General features: G+C 69.4%; 17 protein-coding genes and 1 tRNA gene. 11 read left to right on the forward strand and 7 right to left on the reverse strand.

All coding sequences use genetic code 11. The features are described from left to right. Position 1: 1 nt before the first annotated feature. Positions 2–1,852, forward strand: coding sequence for a bifunctional tRNA (5-methylaminomethyl-2-thiouridine)(34)-methyltransferase MnmD/FAD-dependent 5-carboxymethylaminomethyl-2-thiouridine(34) oxidoreductase MnmC (gene mnmC / locus ROZ00_07470; GenBank protein MDT3736047.1), 1,851 nt, complete (start codon positions 2–4; stop codon positions 1,850–1,852). On the opposite strand, the gene gltX is transcribed toward mnmC, so the two are convergent. Further along, a complete protein-coding gene (gene gltX / locus ROZ00_07475; GenBank protein MDT3736048.1) occupies positions 1,835–3,229 on the reverse strand; it encodes a glutamate--tRNA ligase in 1,395 nt (464 codons plus the stop codon). The genes mnmC and gltX overlap by 18 nt on opposite strands. A gap of 103 nt (positions 3,230–3,332) precedes the next feature. Between gltX and ROZ00_07480 the strand changes: the two genes are divergently transcribed. Beyond that, positions 3,333–3,407: transfer RNA gene (locus tag ROZ00_07480), tRNA-Val, on the forward strand. A 77-nt stretch (positions 3,408–3,484) separates the two neighbouring features. After that, entirely contained in the window at positions 3,485–4,261 is a 777-nt protein-coding gene (locus ROZ00_07485) for a transporter (GenBank protein MDT3736049.1), read from the forward strand. Positions 4,262–4,273: 12 nt separating this feature from the next. On the opposite strand, the gene ROZ00_07490 is transcribed toward ROZ00_07485, so the two are convergent. Further along, complete coding sequence (locus ROZ00_07490; GenBank protein MDT3736050.1) at positions 4,274–4,543, reverse strand: hypothetical protein; 270 nt, start codon at positions 4,541–4,543, stop codon at positions 4,274–4,276. A 126-nt stretch (positions 4,544–4,669) separates the two neighbouring features. Between ROZ00_07490 and ROZ00_07495 the strand changes: the two genes are divergently transcribed. Genes ROZ00_07495 through ROZ00_07515 form a run of 5 tightly spaced genes read left to right on the forward strand, consistent with a single transcriptional unit; the run spans position 4,670 to position 10,278 of the window. Then, positions 4,670–5,368: a class I SAM-dependent methyltransferase gene (locus tag ROZ00_07495; GenBank protein ID MDT3736051.1), complete on the forward strand. Its 699-nt coding sequence runs from the start codon at positions 4,670–4,672 to the stop codon at positions 5,366–5,368. A 7-nt stretch (positions 5,369–5,375) separates the two neighbouring features. Further along, complete coding sequence (locus tag ROZ00_07500) at positions 5,376–6,203, forward strand: lipopolysaccharide kinase InaA family protein (GenBank protein MDT3736052.1); 828 nt, start codon at positions 5,376–5,378, stop codon at positions 6,201–6,203. 12 nt (positions 6,204–6,215) lie between these two features. Beyond that, positions 6,216–7,331 carry a glycosyltransferase family 4 protein gene (locus tag ROZ00_07505; protein MDT3736053.1) on the forward strand — a complete coding sequence of 372 codons (1,116 nt, stop codon included), beginning with the start codon at positions 6,216–6,218 and terminating at the stop codon, positions 7,329–7,331. Continuing rightward, positions 7,328–8,158 (forward strand): lipopolysaccharide core heptose(I) kinase RfaP, encoded by an 831-nt coding sequence (rfaP, locus tag ROZ00_07510; GenBank protein ID MDT3736054.1) that lies wholly within the window; start codon positions 7,328–7,330, stop codon positions 8,156–8,158. Before ROZ00_07505 ends, rfaP begins: the two co-directional genes overlap by 4 nt. Beyond that, a complete protein-coding gene (locus ROZ00_07515) occupies positions 8,155–10,278 on the forward strand; it encodes a lipopolysaccharide kinase InaA family protein (GenBank protein MDT3736055.1) in 2,124 nt (707 codons plus the stop codon). The genes rfaP and ROZ00_07515 overlap by 4 nt, the downstream gene beginning before the upstream one ends. Positions 10,279–10,284: 6 nt before the next feature. Here ROZ00_07515 and msbA read toward each other — a convergent pair whose 3' ends face one another. Beyond that, positions 10,285–12,075 carry a lipid A export permease/ATP-binding protein MsbA gene (msbA, locus tag ROZ00_07520; protein MDT3736056.1) on the reverse strand — a complete coding sequence of 597 codons (1,791 nt, stop codon included), beginning with the start codon at positions 12,073–12,075 and terminating at the stop codon, positions 10,285–10,287. A 118-nt stretch (positions 12,076–12,193) separates the two neighbouring features. Between msbA and ROZ00_07525 the strand changes: the two genes are divergently transcribed. From ROZ00_07525 to ROZ00_07535, 3 genes are read left to right on the forward strand one after another with little or no spacing between them, the layout of a single operon-like run. After that, positions 12,194–12,802, forward strand: coding sequence for a lipopolysaccharide kinase InaA family protein (locus ROZ00_07525; GenBank protein ID MDT3736057.1), 609 nt, complete (start codon positions 12,194–12,196; stop codon positions 12,800–12,802). Further along, positions 12,799–14,736: an acyltransferase family protein gene (locus ROZ00_07530; GenBank protein ID MDT3736058.1), complete on the forward strand. Its 1,938-nt coding sequence runs from the start codon at positions 12,799–12,801 to the stop codon at positions 14,734–14,736. Before ROZ00_07525 ends, ROZ00_07530 begins: the two co-directional genes overlap by 4 nt. Then, the gene (locus ROZ00_07535) at positions 14,733–15,713 is read left to right on the forward strand and encodes a glycosyltransferase family 4 protein (protein MDT3736059.1); all 981 of its coding nucleotides are present in this window, start codon (positions 14,733–14,735) and stop codon (positions 15,711–15,713) included. Before ROZ00_07530 ends, ROZ00_07535 begins: the two co-directional genes overlap by 4 nt. Here ROZ00_07535 and ROZ00_07540 read toward each other — a convergent pair. From ROZ00_07540 to ROZ00_07555, 4 genes are read right to left on the reverse strand one after another with little or no spacing between them, the layout of a single operon-like run. Then, the gene (locus tag ROZ00_07540; GenBank protein ID MDT3736060.1) at positions 15,710–17,173 is read right to left on the reverse strand and encodes a hypothetical protein; all 1,464 of its coding nucleotides are present in this window, start codon (positions 17,171–17,173) and stop codon (positions 15,710–15,712) included. The genes ROZ00_07535 and ROZ00_07540 overlap by 4 nt on opposite strands. After that, on the reverse strand, positions 17,170–18,654 hold the full coding sequence (locus ROZ00_07545; protein MDT3736061.1) for a glycosyltransferase family 39 protein: 1,485 nt from the start codon (positions 18,652–18,654) through the stop codon (positions 17,170–17,172). Before ROZ00_07545 ends, ROZ00_07540 begins: the two co-directional genes overlap by 4 nt. After that, a complete protein-coding gene (locus ROZ00_07550) occupies positions 18,654–19,388 on the reverse strand; it encodes a VTT domain-containing protein (protein ID MDT3736062.1) in 735 nt (244 codons plus the stop codon). The genes ROZ00_07545 and ROZ00_07550 overlap by 1 nt, the downstream gene beginning before the upstream one ends. After that, complete coding sequence (locus ROZ00_07555) at positions 19,385–20,134, reverse strand: glycosyltransferase family 2 protein (protein ID MDT3736063.1); 750 nt, start codon at positions 20,132–20,134, stop codon at positions 19,385–19,387. Before ROZ00_07555 ends, ROZ00_07550 begins: the two co-directional genes overlap by 4 nt. Positions 20,135–20,155: the final 21 nt, after the last annotated feature.

The following is a 20,155-nucleotide window of genomic DNA, read 5'->3' on the forward strand; positions in this document are numbered from 1 at the left end:
GTTGCCGCGCCCCATCGAACCGGCCGCGCCGTCCTTCCGTGACGGCGCGGCCTTCAGCGAAAGCTACGGCGACACCTACTGGTCGCTGGATGGCGGGCTCGACGAGACCCGCCATGTCTTTCTCTCCGGCAACGACCTCCCCGCGCGCTGGCAGGCGCGCGGGCAATTCGTCATTCTCGAGACCGGCTTCGGCACCGGGCTGAACTTCCTCTGCACGTGGCAGCGCTTCCGCGAGACGGCGCCGGCCGGCGCGCGCCTGCATTACCTCTCGGTCGACAAGCATCCCTTCCGCCGTGTCGACCTGCAGCGCCTCTATGGCCTGTGGCCGGAACTGGCGCCGCTCGGTGCCGAACTTCTCGAGCGCTATCCGCCGCTGATTCCCGGCTTCCACCGCGTGCACCTCGACGGCGGCCGCGTCGTCCTCACCCTGCTCTTCGGCGAAGCGGCGGACATGCTGGCGCGGGCCGAGGCGCGCGTCGATGCCTTCTTCCTCGACGGCTTCGCCCCTGCGCGCAACCCCGACATGTGGAGCGAAGCGCTGTTCGCGCAACTGGGACGGCTGGCCGCGCCGGGCGCCAGCTTCGCCACCTACAGCGCCGCCGGAAAAGTCAGTCGCGGCATGACGGCGGCCGGCTTCGCCGTCGAGAAGCAGGCGGGCTTCGGTCGCAAGCGCGAGATGCTGCGCGGCCGCCTTGGCGGCACGGCGGAACCGGAAACAACGAGGGAGCGCCGCGCCCTCGTCATCGGCGGCGGCATCGCCGGCACGCTCGTCGCCGAGCGTCTCGCCGCACGCGGCTGGGCCGTCGACCTCGTCGAGCGGCGCGACGGCCTGGCGCGCGAGACCTCGGGCAACCCGGCCGGCGTGCTGCAGCCGGTGCCCTCCGCCGACGGCAACCGCCTGTCGCGCCTGACGCTGGCCGGCTTCCACTACGCCCTGCGCCGGCTGCAGGAATTCTCGGCTGACCCGAAGCTCATCTGGCAGCAGTGCGGCGTGCTGCGCCTGGCGCGCGACGCGAAGCAGGTCGAGCGGCAGCGGCGCATCGCCGAGTCCGGCCTGCTGCCGCCCGAGGTGCTGTGCTGGGTGGATGTCGAGGAAGCCTCGCGACTGGCGGGCTGGCGCGTGCCGGCGCCGGGCTGGTGGTTCCCGCAAGGCGGCTGGGTGCATCCGCCGGCGCTGTGCGATATTGCCCTGCGCGTTGCCGGCAATGCCGTGCGCCTGCACACGCAACGCGAGGTTGCCGACCTCCTGCGCGCCGGCAATGGCTGGCGCGCCGTCGACGCTTCGGGAAATGTCATCGCCGAAGCGCCCGTGGCGATCCTCGCCAACGGCCATCAGGCGCGGCGCTTCGAGGTCTCGGCATCCCTGCCCCTGCGCCCGGTGCGCGGCCAGATCACCTGCATCCCCGCGGAGCCGGGCCGCGCCATCAAGACCGTGGTGTCGCGCGAGGGCTACGTCACGCCGGCCACCTCCTTCGGCGTGCACGTCGTCGGCGCCACCTACGAGGAAGGCTCGACGGACGAACTGGCGCGCGAGGAAGACCATCGCGCCAACCTGGCGCGCCTGAAGCAGCTGCTGCCGGATTTCGCCGCGACGGCGGATGCCGCCCGCGTCGGCGGCCGCGCCGGCATCCGCACGGTGGGACCGGACCGCCTGCCGCTGGTCGGGGCCGTGGGTGCGACGCCCGGCAATGAGGGTTTGTTCGGACTGCTCGGCCTCGGCTCGCGTGGCCTCGTCTATGCGCCGCTGTGCGCGGAACTGCTCGTCAGCGGAATCGAAGGGGAACCGCTGCCGGTCGAGCGGGATCTTGCCGCCGGCCTCGCGCCGGCGGCGCGTCTAGACGTGGCGCGCTAGCCGCGCCAGCACGACGTCGCGGCCGAAGGCTTCCAGCACGGCGTCGATGGACGGCGTCTGCGGCTGGCCGGTGAGCACCACGCGCAGCGGGATCGCCAGCTGCGGCAGCTTGAGGCCGCGCGCGGCGACGACGTCCTTCAGCGCCTGGTTGAGCTGCGCTTTCTCCCACACCGTCGTCTCCAGACGCGTGCGCAGCTCGCGCAGCGCGTCGCGCGCCGCGTCGGTGACGTGCTGCGCCAGCAGTTCGGCGCCGGGATAGACCTCGACATAGAACGGCTCGACCGCGTCGGCCAGTTCGTTCAGCGTGGACACGCGATCCTTGTAGAGCGCCACCACTCTTTCCAGCGACGGGCCGGCGGCGGTGCCGATGTTGCGCGCCGCCAGGCGCGGCGCCACCTCCTCGGCCAGCATCCTGTCGTCGCGCACCTTGAGGTGCTGCTGGTCGAGCCAGGCGAGCTTCTCCGGATTGAACTGCGCCGGCGACCGGCTGATGTGCTCGAGGTCGAACCACTCGACGAACTGCTCGAGCGAGAACACTTCGTGGTTGCCGTGCGACCAGCCGAGCCGAGCCAGATAGTTGAGCAGCGCCTCGGGCAGAAAGCCGTCCTCGGCGTACTGCATCACCGACACCGCGCCGTGGCGCTTGGAGAGGCGCTCGCCGTCCGAGCCCAGGATCATCGGCACGTGGGCGAAGGCCGGCAGCGGCGCACCCAGCGCGCGGTAGATGTTGATCTGGCGCGGCGTGTTGTTCACGTGGTCGTCGCCGCGGATGCAGTGGCTGATGCCCATGTCGAGGTCGTCCACCACCACGCCGAAGTTGTAGGTCGGCACGCCGTCGGCGCGCAGCAGCACGAGGTCGTCCAGCTCGGCGTTGGCGATCTCGATGCGGCCCTTGACCAGATCGTCCCACACCACCGAGCCGTCGTCCGGGTTGCGGAAGCGCAGGATCGGCTTCACATCCGCGGGCGGCGTCTTCCCCTTCGCGTTCTCCGGCCGCCAGCGGCCGTCGTAGCGCGGCTTCTCGCCGCGCGCGCGCTGCGCCTCGCGCATTTCATCCAGTTCCTCCTTGCTGGCGTAGCACCAGTAGGCGTGGCCCGACTTGATCAGCTGCTGCGCCACATCGGCATAGCGCTCCAGGCGCTGCATCTGGTAGAACGGGCCCTCGTCCCAGTCGAGGCCGAGCCAGGTCATGCCGTCGAGGATGGCGTCGATGGAAGCCTGCGTCGAGCGCTCGATGTCGGTGTCCTCGATGCGCAGGATGAAAGTGCCGCCGTGCTTGCGCGCATAGGCCCAGGAATACAGCGCCGTGCGGGCGCCGCCGACGTGGAGGTAGCCGGTGGGGCTGGGGGCGAAGCGGGTGCGGACGGGTCGGTTCATGGCTGGAGACGCAAAAAAGACGATATTTTAAGCGATCGGGGGTGTCCGCCCCGCGGAAATTGACCGAAAACGGCCGCCATGAGAGAATGCGCGCCTCCCAAACGGGCGGCTAGCTCAGCGGTAGAGCACTGCCTTCACACGGCAGGGGTCACAGGTTCGAACCCTGTGCCGCCCACCAGAACACGAAGGGCCTGCAAGCGATTGCAGGCCCTTTTTTGTTTATCATCGCGAATCCGGAAAAACCCGCCCCTGCTTGTGAACCACGAGATCGCACGCAAAACCCGCCTTGCCGCAGCCGCCGTCCTCGCCGCAGGATTCGTCCCGTCCGTCGAGGCGGCCCACCCGCTGCTCACCGAGGATACCGGCACGCAGGGAGACGGCAAATACCAGCTCGAACTGATGATCGACAAGACCCGCGACAATCCCCCGGGCGTCACGGTGCGCGAACTGCAGACGGCGGCCGTGCTGAGTTACGGTCTTCTGGAGAACGCCGATCTGCAGGTCGGCCTGCCCGTACTGCGCCAGCACACGCATGACGCCGGCGGCCGCCATGCCCGCAAGGGGCCGCTCGACGCTTCGCTGGATTTGAAGTGGCGCTTCTACGAGCGCGAGGCGCTGAGCCTCGCCTTCAAGCCGGGCATCACGCTGCCGACCGGCGACGCAGAACGCGGCTTCGGCGCCGGGCGCGCCACCTGGGGCGCCCTGCTGGTACTCAGCTACGAGCCGGGGCCGCTGGCCTTCCATTCCCACCTCGGCTACCGCCGCAACAACAACACGGTGGACCAGCGCAGCGACCTCATGCACCTCTCCGGCGCGCTCGCCTGGAAGGCGACGGAGCGACTCAAGCTGGTTGCCGACTTCAGCGCCGATTCCAACCCGGACCGGGCGGATCGCAGTTCTATCCGTTACCGGGTGCTGGGATTCATCTATTCGCCGACACCCGCGCTCGATCTCGATGCCGGCCTGAAGCATGGCCACGGCCGGGCGGCCACGGATCACGCCCTCCTCTTCGGCGCAACCCTTCGCTGGTAGGACGGCGCCGCTTCAGCCCTTCAACCCCTTTTCCAGCAGTTCCGCCACCACCTCGTTCAGGCCCGTCTTTCTTTCCTGTGCCAGCGCCTGGACCCGCTTCACCAGCTCGCCGTCGAGCTTGACGGCGAAAGGCACCAGGCCCTGCGCCCGCTCCCTTTCGCGTTGTTCGCGCCGGCTCGTCGCCGCATCCGCCGCCGCGCCGAAGCGGCCCGGCGTGCCGGCGTGCTTCATCCGGCTGTCGATTTTCAGTCCCTTGAGTTTTTCCAGGTCGGTCTTTTTCATTTCCTTCGTTCCCGCATGAGGCCTGCCGCATTATACGGCCGCCACGCCCGGATTTCCTCGATAAGTGGATGACTTTTTTGGGGTTTTCAGGCATGATAAGAGGCTTCAAATCAGGTGGTTTCAAGCATGGCTGACGAAGGCATCACCCCCCCGCACTACGAATTCTCCGAGAAATACGACCCCGACCACGCCCGGAAGTATTTTCACAAGCACAACACCGGTTTTTGGCGCCAGCTGTCGACCTGGCGCGAGGTCGGCATGGCGCGCAAGGCGCTGGTCATGGCCGGACGTCCGCGCTCGGTGCTCGACCTGCCCTGCGGCACCGGCCGCTTCTGGGCCATGCTGGCCGAGGAGCCGGAGCGCAAGATCTACGTGGCCGACAACAGCCAGAACATGATCGATGCCGGGCTGGAGCTGCGCCAGCGCGAGGTCGTCGCGCGCATCGAGAAGTCCTTCTGCCTCTCCGCCTTCGACACCGGCCTGCCGGACAACTTCGTCGAGTGCGTCTTCAGCATCCGCCTGATGCACCACATCGAGAAGAGCGCGGACCGCATCACCATGCTGAAGGAGTTTGCCCGCATCAGCTCCGGCACGGTGATCGTCTCGCTCTGGGTGGACGGCAACTTCCGCGCCTGGCGCAACGAGGTCAACGACGCGCGCAAGGCGCGCATCCGCGGCGCCGACCGCCCGCGCGACCGCTTCGTCTTCAAGCGCGCCGACATCGAGCGCGACTTCGCCGCTGCCGGGCTCGAGATGATCGGCCACGTCGACTTCATCAAGTACTGGGACAAATGGCGCGCCTACGTGCTGCGCGTGAAAAAATAAACCGCCGATGAAGGACTTCGTCAACGAACGCTGGCGGCCGATCCTCGCCCACAACGGCCTGTCCGACTTCGACGCCCTGTGGAAGCTGAAGGCGGACTGGTTCGAGGAGCCCAACCACCGCCGCGGCGGCTGGAGCGGCGTCTCGCGCTGCGAGCTGGCCCTGCCCGGCGGCGGCAGCTGCGCCATCTTCCTCAAGCGCCAGGAGAACCACAAGGCGCGCCTGTGGACCCACCCGGTGCGCGGCGCGCCGACCTTCCTGCGCGAGTTCCGCCACATCCAGCACTACCGCAGCTGCGGCGTCCCGACGCTGGAGCCGGTGTACTTCGCCATGCACAAGGTCGGCAAGGACGAGCGCGCCATCCTCGTCACCGAGGAGCTGGCCGGCTTCGTCTCGATGGAGGACCGCGTCCAGCGCTGGCTGAAGGACGGCGCGCCGACGCGCCCCGTCCGGCTGCGGATGCTCGAAGCGATCGCCGCGCTGCTGCGCGACATGCACGCCCACGGCATCCAGCACAACTGCTTCTTCCCCAAGCACGTCTTCGTCCGCGTCAATGCGGACGGCGGCGTCGAGGCGCGCGTCATCGACCTGGAGAAGTCACGCTGGCGCCCGTCGAAGGTCGTCTGCGCCATCCGCGACCTGTACACGCTCAACTACCATTCGCAGATGTGGAGCCGCAGCGACCGCCTGTGGTTCTTCAAGTCCTACCTGCAGGTCGACCGCCTGACGCCCTTCGCCAAGTGGCTGTGGCGCACCGTCGCGGCGCGCTCCGGCCGGAAGAAGCGCATCCAGCCGCCGGCGCGCTTCCTCACCGCAAAGCCCGGCGTCGCCGAGTAGGCGCGAAGGGCGATGCAGCTCGCGTTCACCCTCTTCAAGTATTTCCCCTTCGGCGGCCTGCAGCGCGATTTCCTGCGCATCGCCCTCGCCTGCCAGGCGCGCGGCCACGCCATCCGCGTCTACACCCTGTCCTGGCAGGGCGACATTCCGGCGGGATTCGAGGTGGTGAAGGCGCCGGTGAAGGCGCTCTCCAACCACCGCCGCTACGAGAAGTTCGCCGAATGGGTGCGCAAGGATCTGGCGGCGCGGCCGGCCGACCGCCTCGTCGGCTTCAACAAGATGCCGGGGCTGGACGTTTACTACTGCGCCGACCCCTGCTACGAGGACAAGGCGCGCACCCTGCGCAACCCGATGTACCGCCTCTCCGGCCGCTACCGCCACTTCGCCGCCTACGAGCGCGCGGTGTTCGCGCCGGAGGCGAAGACCGAGATCCTCATGATTTCCGCCGTGCAGCAGGCCCTCTACGTGAAGCATTACGGCACGCCGCCGGAGCGCCTGCATCTCCTGCCGCCCGGCATCGCGCAGGACCGCCGCGCGCCGGCCGATGCCGCGGAGATCCGCGCGGACTTCCGCCGCGAGTTCCACCTCGCCGACGGCGACCTGCTGCTGGCGCAGATCGGCTCCGGCTTCAAGACCAAGGGCCTCGACCGCAGCCTCAAGGCCCTCGCCGCCCTGCCCGACGGCCTGAAGCGGCGCACGCGCCTGATCGCCATCGGCCAGGATGATCCGAAGCCCTTCGTCTCCATGACCCGCTCGCTCGGCCTCGCAGACAAGGTGCGCATCCTCAAGGGCCGCGACGACATCCCGCGCTTCCTGCTCGGCGCCGACCTGCTGATCCACCCCGCCTACAACGAGAACACCGGCACGGTGCTGCTGGAGGCCGTCGTCGCCGGACTGCCGGTGCTGACCACCGCCGCCTGCGGCTACGCGCATTACATCGAGGAAGCCGGCGCCGGCCGCGTCGTGCCGCTGCCCTTCGACCAGCCGGGTTTCAACGGCATCCTCGCCGGCATGCTGGCCGACGACGCGGCGCGCAAGCAGTGGGGCGCCAGCGGCCTCGCCTGGGCGGAAACGGCCGACATCTACAGCCTGCCCGAGCGGGCGGCGGATATCATCCTCAAGCCATGAGCCAGCCAGAGGCGCTCTTCCTCGAAGAACCTTTCCGCACAATGTGGGCCGGGCAGGACCCCTTCCTCGCCGCCGCCGCCCTGCAGGGCACGGTGCTGCGCGAACTGGAAGGCCGGCGCACGCTGCGCACCGAGGTCGCCGGCCGCGGCTATTACGCCAAGCTGCACCGCGGCGTCGGCTGGGGCGAAATTTTCAAGAACCTCGTCACGGCGCGCCTGCCGGTGCTCGGCGCCGAGCACGAGTGGCGCGCCATCAATCGCCTGACCGAACTCGGCGTCGACACCATGAAGGCCGTCGCCTTCGGCCGGCGCGGGTCGAACCCGGCGAAGCTGGAATCCTTCATCGTCACGGAGGAGTTGGCGCCGACGGTGAGCCTGGAAGACTTCTGCCGCGACTGGCCGTCGCATCCGCCGGCGCCGGCGCTGAAGCGCGCGCTGATCGCCCGCGTGGCGGAGATGACGGGAAAGATGCACCGGGGCGGCGTGAATCACCGCGACTGCTACATCTGTCACTTCCTGCTGCACACCGAGCCGGCGCCGTCGCCCGAGCGGCTGCGCCTGTCGCTGATCGACCTGCACCGCGCCCAGGTGCGCGAGGGCGCGGCGCCGCGCCGCTGGCGCGACAAGGACCTCGCCGCGCTGCATTTCTCGACGCTGGAAATCGGACTCACCGCGCGCGACCGGCTGCGCTTCCTGCGCGCCTACTTCGAGCGGCCCCTGCGCGAGATACTGGTCGAGGAAGCCGATCTGCTCGCCCATCTCGGGCGCGAAGGCAAACGCCTGATGGAGCGCTACCGGCGCAAGTTCGCCTCCAGGGTGAGCGCATGAGCCAGTGGCAGGTCCTGCCTGGTGCAGATGCCGCGGCGGCCGCGCGCTTCGCCGATCTCGACGCCGTCTTCGCCCTCGAAGGCGAGATCGTCGCCAAGGACTCCACCACCCGCACCGTGCGTGTCGAGGTCAACGGCCGCCGCTACTACGTCAAGCGCTACCACGGCCTCGGCAAGAAGCCGCTGCGGCGCTGGTTCGGCACCCCGCGCGTGCAGCTGGAATGGGAGAACCTGCAGCGCTTCGCCGACTGGGGCATCCCCACCGCGCAACTCGTCGCCTGCGGACTCGAAAGCCAGGGCGGCCGCTTCGTGCGCGGGGCGCTGATCACGGCGGAAATTCCGGATACGACCGATCTGGGCAAGCTCGCCCGCAGCCACGACCCGCGGCTGAAAAGTCAGTCCTGGCGGAACGGCGTCTCCGCCCAGGTGGCCGACATCGCGCGCCGCATGCACGGCCGCCGCTTCGTGCATGGCGACCTCAAGTGGCGCAACCTGCTGGTGGACGCGGCCGGCAAGGTCTTCCTCATCGATTGCCCGAGCGGCGGCTTCTGGTGGCCGCCCTTCCTGCAGTACCGCATCGTCAAGGACCTCGCCTGCCTCGACAAGGTGGCCAAGCGCCAGCTCTCCCGCACGCAGCGCCTGCGCTTCTACCTCGACTACGCGCAGAAGAAAAAACTCGACGACGCCGACAAGCGGCGCATCCGCCAGATCGCCGGCTTCTTTGCGGGGCGGGACGAGGCGCAGGAATCCGCCGAATCCCTGCGCGCCGGCGGCCGACGCCTGCTCGTGCCGAGCACGATCGCGCTCGAAGACGGCCGCGAGCTGGTCGTCGAACGCTGGCTGCGCATCCTGCCCGGCAAGCGGCTCACCGGCGTCGGCAACTGGAACGGGCAAACCGTGCTGGCCAAGCTCTTCATCGCCGCGCGCGGCAGCGAGCGCCACTGGCAGCGCGAATGCCGCGGCATCGACAGCCTGAACAAATACGACCTGCCGACGGCGAAGCTGCTGGCGAGCGGCAGGCTGGAGGGCGCGGGACATTACGTGCTCACCGAATATCTCGATGGCGCGCGCTGCCCGGACGCCACGGCCGTCGGCGAACTGGAGGGCGTGTTCGAGACGGTCGGCCGCATGCACGCCCGCGGCATCCTGCAGGAGGACGTCCACCTCGGCAATTTCCTGTTCAGGAAGGACAAGCTGTACGTCATCGACGGCGACGCCATCCGGCCGGCGGGCTCGGATCGCGAGCGCCTGGACAACCTGGCCCTGCTGTTCGCCCAGTTGCCCCAGGCGACCTGCAGCGGCCTGCTGCCCGGTCTGCTGGCAGCCTACCGCAAGGCCAATCCGCATCTCGCCGTCGATGCGGCGCAACTCAAGGCCGCCATCGCCCGGGCCTGCGAGGCGCGCCTCGCCGACTACCTCGACAAGTGCCTGCGCGATTGCAGCCTCTTCAAGGTCGCCAGGCGCGTCGACCGTTTCTTCTCGCTGGTGCGCGACGAGGCCGACTTCCTCGCGCCCCTGATCGCCGATCCGGATGCCTGGCTCGAGCAGGGCACCGCCCTCAAGCGCGGCCGCAGCGCCACGCTGGCGCTGGTCGAACTGAACGGCCGCAAGCTGGTCATCAAGCGCTACAACATCAAGAGCGCCGGCCACGCCCTCTCGCGCGCCTGGCGGCCGAGCCGCGCCTGGCATGCCTGGATCGAGGCGCACCGCCTGCGCTTCCTCGGCATCGCCACGCCGCGACCGCTGGCGCTCATCGAGCACCGCCTCGGCCCGCTGCGCGGCCGCGCCTGGCTCGTCACCGAGCATTGCGAGGGGCAGAGCCTGCAGGAGCGCCTGGCCGAACACGCCGAGAGCGGCGCGCCGACCAGGTTGAAGGAAGCCGTCCGCACGCTCTTCGCCCGGCTGGCCGCCGAACGTCTCAGCCACGGCGACCTGAAAGCCACCAACTTTCTCTGCAACGGGGATGAACTGGTCGTGCTCGACCTCGACGCCATGCGCCGGCACGACAGCGAAACCGCCTGGCGCAAGGCCTGGCAGAAGGACCGCGACCGCTTCCTGCGCAACTGGCCGGATGGCAGCGTATTGCAGCGCGAGATGGATGCGGCGCTGCCGCCGGACTGACTTTCCTTACTGAATCGTTGCTTCTGCCGGTTCGCGGAACTGCATGGCGTGCAGCCGTGCATAGTGTCCGTTCAGCGCAAGCAGCTCGGCATGCGTGCCGCGTTCGACGATGCGGCCCTGCTCCATCACCAGGATGACGTCGGCGCGCTCGATGGTGGACAGGCGGTGGGCGATGACCAGCGTGGTGCGCCCGCGCATGACGCGGTCGAGCGCGGCCTGGATGTGGCGCTCGGATTCGGTGTCGAGCGCCGAGGTGGCCTCGTCGAGGATGAGGATCGGCGCGTCCTTCAGCAGCGCCCGCGCGATGGCCAGGCGCTGGCGCTGGCCGCCGGAGAGCAGCACGCCGTTCTCGCCGACCAGGGTGTCGAAGCCCTGCGGCAATCTGTCGATGAACTCGCGGGCGAAGGCGGCTTCGGCGGCACGCTCGACCTCGGCGCGCGGGGCACCGGCGAGATCGCCGTAGGCGATGTTGTTCGCCACCGTGTCGTTGAACAGCGTCACCTGCTGGGTGACGACGGCGACATGGCGGCGCAGGTTGCGCAGGACGTAGTCCTCGACATCCGTGCCGTCGATGAGGATCTGCCCATTGTCGTGGTGGTAGAAGCGCGGGATCAGGTTGGCGAGCGTCGACTTGCCGCTGCCCGAGCGGCCGACCAGCGCCACCATCTGCCCCGGCTCGATGGCGAAGCTGACGCCGTCGAGCACGCGCCGCTCGCCGCCGGGGTAGGTGAAGGAGAGGTCGCGCACCTCGAGCCGGCCGCCGACGCGCTCGCGACTCACCGACCCGGTGTCGGTCTCGGGCGGCTCGTCGAGCTGCTCGAAGATGCTTTCGGCCGCCGCCACGCCCTTCTGGATCGTCGAACTCACTTCGGAGAGCTGGCGGATCGGCTTGGGCAGCAGCCCGGCCGCGGTGATGTAGGCCACCAGTTCGCCGGGCGAGGCATCGCCGCGCAGCCACAGCACGAGGAAGAACAGCACGCCCATGGCGCTGTAGATCAGGAGCTGCAGCACCGGCGTGTAGACCGAGCCGGTGCGCACCATGCGCAGCTGCTTGCTCATGTTGTTGCTGCTCGCCTCGCGGAAGCGGCGCTGCTCGTAATCCTCGCCGCCGAAACTGCGCACGACGCGGTGGCCCTGGATGGCCTCGGAGGCGACGTGGGTGACGTCGCCCATCGCCACCTGGATCTTCTTCGCCTGCTTGCGGAACTTGCGGCTGGCGCTGACCACCAGCAGGGCGATGACCGGCAGCAGGGCGGCCATCACCAGGGTCAGGCGCCAGTTCATCCAGAGCAGGTAGGCGAAGAGGAAGATCACCGTCAGCCCCTCCCGGATCACCACCTTGATGGCGTCGGTGGCGGCGCCCGTCACCATCGTGACATTGAAGGTGATGCGCGAGATCAGGTGCCCGGAGTTGTGCATGTCGAAGTAGCGGTCGGGCAGCGTCAGCAGGCTGTCGAAGAGGGCCACGCGCAGGTCGTGCACCACGCCCATCGAGACGCGGGCGAGGAAGTAGTTGCCGAGGTAGGAGCCGATGCCCTGCCAGGCGGCGATGAGCACGATCAGCAGCGGCACGGCGTGCATCATCTGCAGGCCGCCGAGGCTCGCTCCCGCCGGGTCGACGAGGCCGTCGACGAAATACTTCAACACCGAGGCCAGCATCGGCTGGGCCGAGGCGAAGATGACGTAGCCCGCGATGCTCACGGCGAACCAGCCGACGTACGGCCTGACGTAGCCCAGCAGGCGGAAATACAGGCTCAGGCTGGAAGTGACGCTGGCGCGCGATTCTGGGGATGACATAGGACGCCGATAGGACGCCGGACGGCGGAAATGATGCGGGAATTCTAGCATGGGCGGCATGGGCGGTCCGGCTGGTAAAATGCCGGCCTTCGACTCGCCCGGCCACAGGCACGCTCCCTTGCAGATACTGGAACACGACGACTATCTCGCCCTGCGCGCCGGCGCCCGGGTGCTGGAGCGCGACCGCTTCGGCGAGAAGGTGCTGGCACTCGCCGACGGCAGCTATCTCAAGCTGTTCCGCCGCAAGCGCCTGATCTCCTCCGCCGCCTGGTATCCCTACGCGCAGCGCTTCGCCGACAACGCCGCGGCGCTGGCCGCGCGCGGCATCCCCTGCCCCTCGGTCGACGGCGTCTACCGCATCCCGGCCATCCGCCGCGACGCGGTGCGCTACCGCCCGCTGGAAGGCAGGACGCTGCGCCAGCTGGTGAGCGAAGGCGCGGCCACGGCCGAAGTGCGCAAGCAACTCGGCGCCTTCGTCGCCGCCCTGCACGCCGCCGGCGTCTACTTCCGCTCGCTGCACCTCGGCAACATCGTGCTGACGCCGGACGGCGCCCTCGGCCTGATCGACATCGCCGACCTGCGCGCCGGCCCGCGGCCGTTGCCGGCGCACCGCCGGCGGCGCAACCTGCAGCACATGCTGCGCGACGGCAACGACCGCGCCTGGCTGCAGGCCGACACGGCCTTCGACGCCGCCTACCGCGCTGCACAGGAGGCGCCGCCGCGATGAAACCCGCCAGCGCCGACTTCCGCGCCGACATCAACGGCTTGCGCGCCGTAGCGGTGATCGCCGTGGTGCTGTTCCATTTCCGCGTGGCCGGCTTTTCCGGCGGCTTCGTCGGCGTCGACGCCTTCTTCGTCATCTCCGGCTACCTGATGACGCGCATCATCCTCGGCCCGCTCGCCCAGGGCCGTTTCTCGGTGTTCGGCTTCTACCTGGCGCGGGCGCGCCGCATCTTCCCGGCGCTGGCGGCATTGAGCGCGCTGCTCCTGCTCTACGGCTGGTTCGCGCTCTCGCCGATGGACTACAAGCTGCTCGCCAAGCACGCCGGCGCCAGCCTGCTGTTCCTCTCCAACCAGGTGTACTGGAAGGAATCGGGCTACTTCGACGCCGACGCGCACGAGAAGTGGCTGCTGCACACCTGGTCGCTTTCCGTCGAGTGGCAGTTCTACCTGCTCTACCCGCTGCTCATCGTCGCCGTGCATCGCCTGTTCCGCCGGCCGGGCGGCGTCGCCGGCGCGCTGTGGGCGGTCTTTCTCGCTTCGCTCGCCTGGTCGGCCTGGCTGGCCTTCGCCGACCCGTCGAAGGCCTTCTTCCTGCTGCCGACGCGCGCCTGGGAGATGCTGGCCGGCGGACTGATCTTCGTGCACCAGGACGCCTGCAACCGCCTGGCGCAGCGGCTGCGCTGGCGGGAGCCGGCCGGCCTCGCCGCCCTCCTCGCGGCAAGCCTGTGGCTGACGCCGGACACGCCCTGGCCGGGCCTCGCCGCGCTGCTGCCGGTGGCCGGCGCCGCGCTGCTCATCCTCGGCAGCGACGGCCGGACGCGACTGCTCGGCAGCGCCGCCCTGCAGGGCATCGGCCGCTGGTCCTACTCGATCTACCTGTGGCACTGGCCCATCGTCGTGTGGCTGCAGCAAAGTCAGTCGCGCCAGCACGGCGCCTGGATCGCCGCCGGCATGGCGGCCTCGGTGCTGCTCGGCTGGCTGTCCTTCCGCCTCGTCGAGAATCCGGCGCGGCGCCTCATCAACCGCTTCCGCCTGGCGCCTGCGCTGGCGCTGAGCGCCGCGATGGTGCTCGCGCCCTTCGCCATCGCCGCCGTCCTGCACTACCAGAGCGATCGCGTGACGGCGCTGCGCTTCAAGGACCATCCGCGCCTGGCCGACGTGCGCGCCCTGGAGACGCTGCAGGCGCGCTACTTCGGCGAACTCTACAAGCCGCTCTATCGCGAGGGCAGCTGCTTTCTGGTGCCGGAAAAATCCCACGACAGCTTCGCGCCCGAGTGCGCCGGCGATCGGCCGCGCATCGTACTGTGGGGCGACTCCCACGCCGCCCACCTGTGGCCGGGCCTGAAGGCGGCGACCGTGCCCGGGGAAGCGGCGCAATGGACGGCCTCGGGCTGCCCGCCGCTGATCGGCGAAGCCTTCGCCAAGCGGCCGCACTGCGGCGCCATCAACGAGTGGGTGCTGCGCAAGGTGCTGGAGACGCGGCCGCAGGTTCTCATCCTCGCCGGCGCCTGGATCAAGCACGACGAGGCGACGATCCGCCGCGGCCTGGCGGAAACCCTGTCGCGGCTCGGCGCCGATCCGTCCTGGCGCCCGCGCATCGTGCTGGTCGGCAGCGTGCCGGCCTGGCGCAAGCCGCTGCCGAAGCTGCTCGCCAGCGACTTCCTCGGCGGCGACGAGCGGGCGCGCTCGCGCAACGACCTCGATCCGGACATGGCGCGCCGCGACGCGCTGATCCGGGAACTCGCCGGCGGCCGCGCCGAATTCTTCTCGCCGATCGCCGCCGCCTGCGACGACAGCGGCTGCCTGCGCTACATCGAGAAGGATGGCGCCCGCCTGCCCTTCGCCTTCGACTACGGCCACATGATCGAGGAGAGCTCGGTGATGGTGGTGGCCGCGCTGTTCCGGCAGCTGAGCGACACCCCGGCGCGGCAGCCATGAACACCCGCCTCCTCTTCGTCTCCAAGGGCGAGGACGCCTCCTCGACGCGCTACCGCGCGCTGCAGTTCTTCCCGCTCTGGCGAGCGGCCGGCTTCACGCCGGCGCACGTCACCGCCTCCGGCGGCCTCCGCGCCACGCTCGACATGCTGCGGCAGGCAAGGCGCGCCGACGTGGTGGTCGTGCTGCGCAAGACCTTCCCCGCCGCCCTGCTCTGGCTGCTGCGGCGGGCGGCGCGCCGCCTCGTCTTCGATTTCGACGACGCCATCTTCTGCAACACCGACGGCACGCCCTCGCGCACGCGCATGGCGCGCTTCGCCGCGATGGCGCGGGCCTGCGACCACGTCTTCGCCGGCAATGCCTTCCTCGCCGGCCATGCCGCCGCCTTCAATCCGGCGGTGACGCTGGTTCCCACCTGCGTCGATGCGGCGCGCTACCGCGTCGAGGCGGACAAGCCGGCCGATTCGCTTGACCTGGTGTGGATCGGCAGCCATTCGACGCGCAAGTACCTGGCCGAGGCGATGCTGTGGCTGAAGGTGGCGGCCGACGCGGTGCCCGGCCTGCGCCTGAAGATCATCGCCGACTTCGACCTGCCCGGCTGCGGCGTGACGACGCTGCCGGTGGCCTGGCGCGCCGAGTCGGAGGCGCAGGAGCTGGCCGCCTCGCACATCGGCATCGCGCCGATGCGCAACGACGACTGGAGCCGCGGCAAGTGCGCGCTGAAGGTGCTGCAGTACATGGCGGCCGGCCTGCCGGTGGTGTCGTCGAAGGCCGGCGCCAATGCCGAGGTGATCGTCGAGGGCGAAACCGGATTTCTCGTATCCACGACTGCGGAATGGGCGGCGCGCATCGCGCAACTCGCCGGGGACGGCAAACTGCGCCGGCGCCTGGGGGAAGCGGGGCGCCGTCTCGTGGAGACTGACTATTCCATCGAGGCGGTGTTCGGGCGGCTGCGCTCGGTCGTCGCGTCCCTGCGCTAGGGTTGCGCCGGCACGGCAACGATCACCGCATCGCCCGCCTTGTTGGCGAAACGCTGCACGGGCTTGAGATGACGCTCTGCCAGCCACCGTTCCACTTCCACATCCTTGTGCGGCGCCTCGACGGCAACCATGTCGATGCGCTTCTGCGCCAGTTCCCGTGCCAGGGCCGGGCGGTCGAGGATAACGGTATGGGTCGTCCACCACCCCGCGTAATAGGCGAGGCGCGCATTGTCGACGCCGATGCGCGTCGGATCCTGCAGGTTGGCGCCGAGCCAGCGCCCGGCCTCGATGATGTGCGTCTTCTTCGGCGAGAGGGATACGACGTTCGCCGCCATGGTCACCAGCGCCAGCGCCACCATCACCCCCTTCCAGCGCGGAAAGCGCTGCATCAGCAGCGCCAGGCCGGCAGCCGCCAGCGGCACAGCCAGCAGGTTGAGCAGGCTGACGTAGCGGCCGACGAGGAAGAACTGATGCGTGACGAAGGCAACCAGCACCAGCAGGTAGGCTAGGAAGGACCAGGGCAGCGGCTGCCAGCGCGAGAGGACGGCTCGCACTGGTTGGCGGGCAAAGGCGTAGCCCAGTGGCACGATGAGCACGCCGGCCATCTTGATGAACTTCACCGGAATGATGGAAAGCAGGCCGAAGAAGAGGATGTACGCGGCTTCCTCGCGCGAGTACTTGCTGAGCACCGACTCGGTCATCCGTCCGGCCGCTTCGGAAAGAAACCGCAACTTGTGCAGCGGATTGGCGGCTTCGAGATAATAAACCACTCGATTCGGCGGCACGACCAGGCCGCTGCCGACAAGCAGGCCCGCCAGGACCGCACCCGCCAGCGGCAGGCAGCCGATCATGAGTATGCGACGTAGACGTTGCCCCGCCGGCGCGGCAAAGGCCTGCCACAGCATCAGTGCCGGATAGAAAGCCACCGCCTCGAGGCGGAACAGCGCGGCAGCGGCCAGTGCAAGCTGGCAGGCCAGCGCTTCCCTCCAGCGGTGCGAGTCCTCCCAGCGCATCGCCAGCCAGAACGCCAGCATGCAGAAGAACCAGAAGCCGTATTCCCGTAGCAGTTCGTTGCGATAGCCGTTGTAGGCCGGCATGGCCAGCACGACCAGGCAGGCCGCCCAGGCGGCTTCCGGAAGGCGGTTGCGCGTGATGGCGACGAGCAGGCTGCAGGCACCCGCCAGAAAGAAGGCGTTGAGCAGATGCCCGGCCGTCTCCGGTGACAGCCCCGTCAGAGCCGAGAGGCCGGCCATCAGGATAGAGAGGAACTGCCAATCGAAACGGAGGGCGGAAGTTCCCGCACCTTGGTCGAGCATCGAGCGCGCTGCTTCGACGTAGTAGATCGCGTCACGGTTGAGGAGGGTACCTCTGAGCGCGGTCCATGACAGCAGCAGGCTGCCGACGAACGCCACCCACACCGGGCCGATTGCCCGCACCCGCGCCGACCATTGCGATGTCATTGCGCCCTCCCCGCCTCGGCAGCTTTTCCGGCCGAGGCAAACACCTGCATCGTCGCCTTTCCGCCGGCGTCGGTCGGCCAGCGGAACACTTCCTTCAATGCCGGGCCGCCCGGTCCGAGCAGCCGCGGGAAGTCCTCCGGCGATTCCACCGCCAGCAGGACCGGCGCCGTGCCGTTCGCCAGGCGCAGCGCCTCCTCTTCGCCTATCCAGGTGTGGAAGGTGCCGAGGCCGAGCTGCAGCGTGACCGGCGTGTCGAGATGGTGGATCCGTTTCACGTCGAGGCCGCTGGCGGCCAGCGCACGGGCGGCGCGCTCCGCCGCGACGGTGTAGCGCACTTCCTCGCTGTCGCGCGCGGCCTTGTCATGATAGGTCCACCAGGCGCCGGCGAGGAAGAACAAAGTCAGTCCCGCCAGGACGGCGGCCATCGGACGTCGGCCGTGCCGTTCGGACAACCCCGCCAGTTCGCGTCCGGCGAGCAGCGCCGCCGCCGGCCACAGCGGCAGCAGCAGGTCGCCCCGGTGGTGCGAGGCCAGCGAGAAGAGGACGATGCCGCCGACGACCCAGCAGAAGAGGAAGCGCTCGAAGCGGCGCGCAGCGATATCCGCAGCGGGATGGCGGACGATGCGCCACAGGGCGTACAGCGCGAACAGGCTGAAGGGCAGGAAGCGCAGGATGAAATAGAGCGTCGGCCTGGGCAGGTTGCGGCCGGGATAGCCCTCCTTGCCGACGCCCGCCGCCTGGCCGACCAGCTCCTGGAAGAACAGCTTGTCCACGAGCGGCTGCCCGGCGGAGACGATGGCCGGCACCAGCCAGCCCAGCGTCAGCAGCAGGAACACGGCGACGCCGGCCCAATGCGCGCCGGCCGGGCGCGGCGTGACCGGATCGCTGCGCCGCTCCCAGAACCAGGCCAGCAATCCCATGGCGGCCAGCACCAGGCCGAGCGGCCCCTTGATCAGGGTGGCCAGGGCCGCCCAGAACCAGAACGGCGTCCAGCCGCCGCCACGTTCCCAGGCGCGCTGCGCGGCGAAGGCGCCCAGCGCGACGGCCAGCGCGAACAGCGCATCGGTGCGCACCAGCGCGATGTGCTTGGACATCATCGGCGCCATCACCACGGCGAACCCCGCCAGTCCGCCCGCCAGGATGCCGTAGCGCCGCCGCCCGACCTCGAGGACGAGCAGCGCCATGGCCAGCACCGCCAGGGCCGACGGCAGGGCCAGGGTCAGGCGGTTGATGCCGCCGATTTCCGCGAAGGCGGCGGCGATCCAGGTGTGCAGCGGCGGCTTCGACATGATGCGGCCGCGGATGTCCTGCTGTACCAGCCAGTGGCCCTCCCAGACCACATCCATGACGTAGCCGACGTTGCGGTCCTGCGCGTCGGCTTCGAGGTTGGACGGTCCGGCGAGGCGAAGCGCGAAGAGCGCCAGGACCAGCGCTGCCAGCAGGACGCGCCAGGCCCGCGGCCGGTTCCAGGCACCGCCCATCAGGGTTCTCCCGGGCTGCTGCCCCGCTTGCGCCAGCGCCAGAGCAGGAAGGCGCCGACCAGGAGCACGATGCCGGCGGCGACCAGCTTGCCGATGCCGTCCATCGCCTTCTCGTCGACGACGCCGCTGCCGATGAGCACGGCGATGATGCCCTGCGGCAGGTAGCCGATGAAGGTGCCGACGAGGAACGCGCGCGCACTGACCTGGCTCAGCGCCAGCCCGCTGTTGATCATCACGCTGGTGAGCGGCAACTGGCGGATCAGCACCACCGCCTTCACCGAGGAGCGCACGCGGAAGGCGCGGCCGACGAGGCGGTGGCGGCCGAAATGACGCTCGAACCAGGCGCGTCCGCCGTGGCGCACGGCCCAGAATGTCAGCCCGGAGCCGGCAACGGCGCCGACCTGGGCGAGCAACAGCCCCTGCCAGAAGCCGAAGGCCAGGCCGCCGAGGACATAGAAAATCAGCCGCGGCGCGCCGGCGGCAACCAGGCCGAAGACCAGCATGACATAGACGACTTCGGCCCACAGGTCGTCGCCGGCGAGGAAGGCGCGCAGCCGGTGGATGTCGCGCACCAGGGCGCCGACGGGAGTGAAGTAGAGCAGCACGAAAGCCGCAGCCGCAGCCACGAGGAGCATCAGGAGACGGCGCAGCTCCTTGCCGAAGCCGGGCGCCACCGCTTCGAGTTCGATGCCGTCCCCTGTGCCTTCCGGGATGTCCTCCCCGGACTGGCTCATCTGCCGGGCCCTTGCCCGCTTCCGTCCCCGACCCGCTCGGCCGGCACCCCGCGCGCTGCGAACCAGCGCACGCCGAAGCAGTCGCGGATGCCGCGCCAGAGACGGTTGTGCACGCCGTATTTGGAGACGCCGCGCAGGCGCGGACGATGGTTCACCGGGGACTCGGAGACCGTAAAGCCCTTGCTGCGCAACAGCGTGGGCATGAAGCGGTGCAGGCCGTTGAACACCGGCAACTCGCGCGTGCAGGCGGCGCGCACCACGCGCACGCCGCAGCCGCTGTCGGTGACGCGGTCGCCGGTCGCCCAGTTCCGGAAGCCGTTGCCGACGCGGGAGGACAACTTGCGGATGAAGTTGTCCTGGCGCTTGGCGCGTACGCCGGTGACGCAGTCGACGCCGAGCCGGCGCGCTTCATCCAGCATGTGCGGCAGGTCGGCCGGATCGTTCTGGCCGTCGCCGTCGAGGGTGCCGACCCACTCGCCGCGCGCGGCGCGGAAGCCGGTCGCCACGGCGGCGCTCTGGCCGAAGTTGCGGCGGTGGCGCAGGCTGCGCACGACGCCGGCGGTTTCGGAAGTCAGTCGCTGCAGCACGGCGGGACTGTCATCGCTGCTGGCATCATCGACGAAGATCACTTCGTAGGATTCCGTCCTGCCCTGAAAGGCGGCCTGGATCTCGCGCACCATCGGCTCGATGTTCTCCGCCTCGTTGTAGACGGGAATCACGATGGAGAAAAACGGGGGGGTCTGCATGGGCTGCCGGGCAAAAAATGC

The organism is Denitratisoma sp., from assembly GCA_032027165.1.
Lineage (GTDB): Bacteria > Pseudomonadota > Gammaproteobacteria > Burkholderiales > Rhodocyclaceae > Desulfobacillus.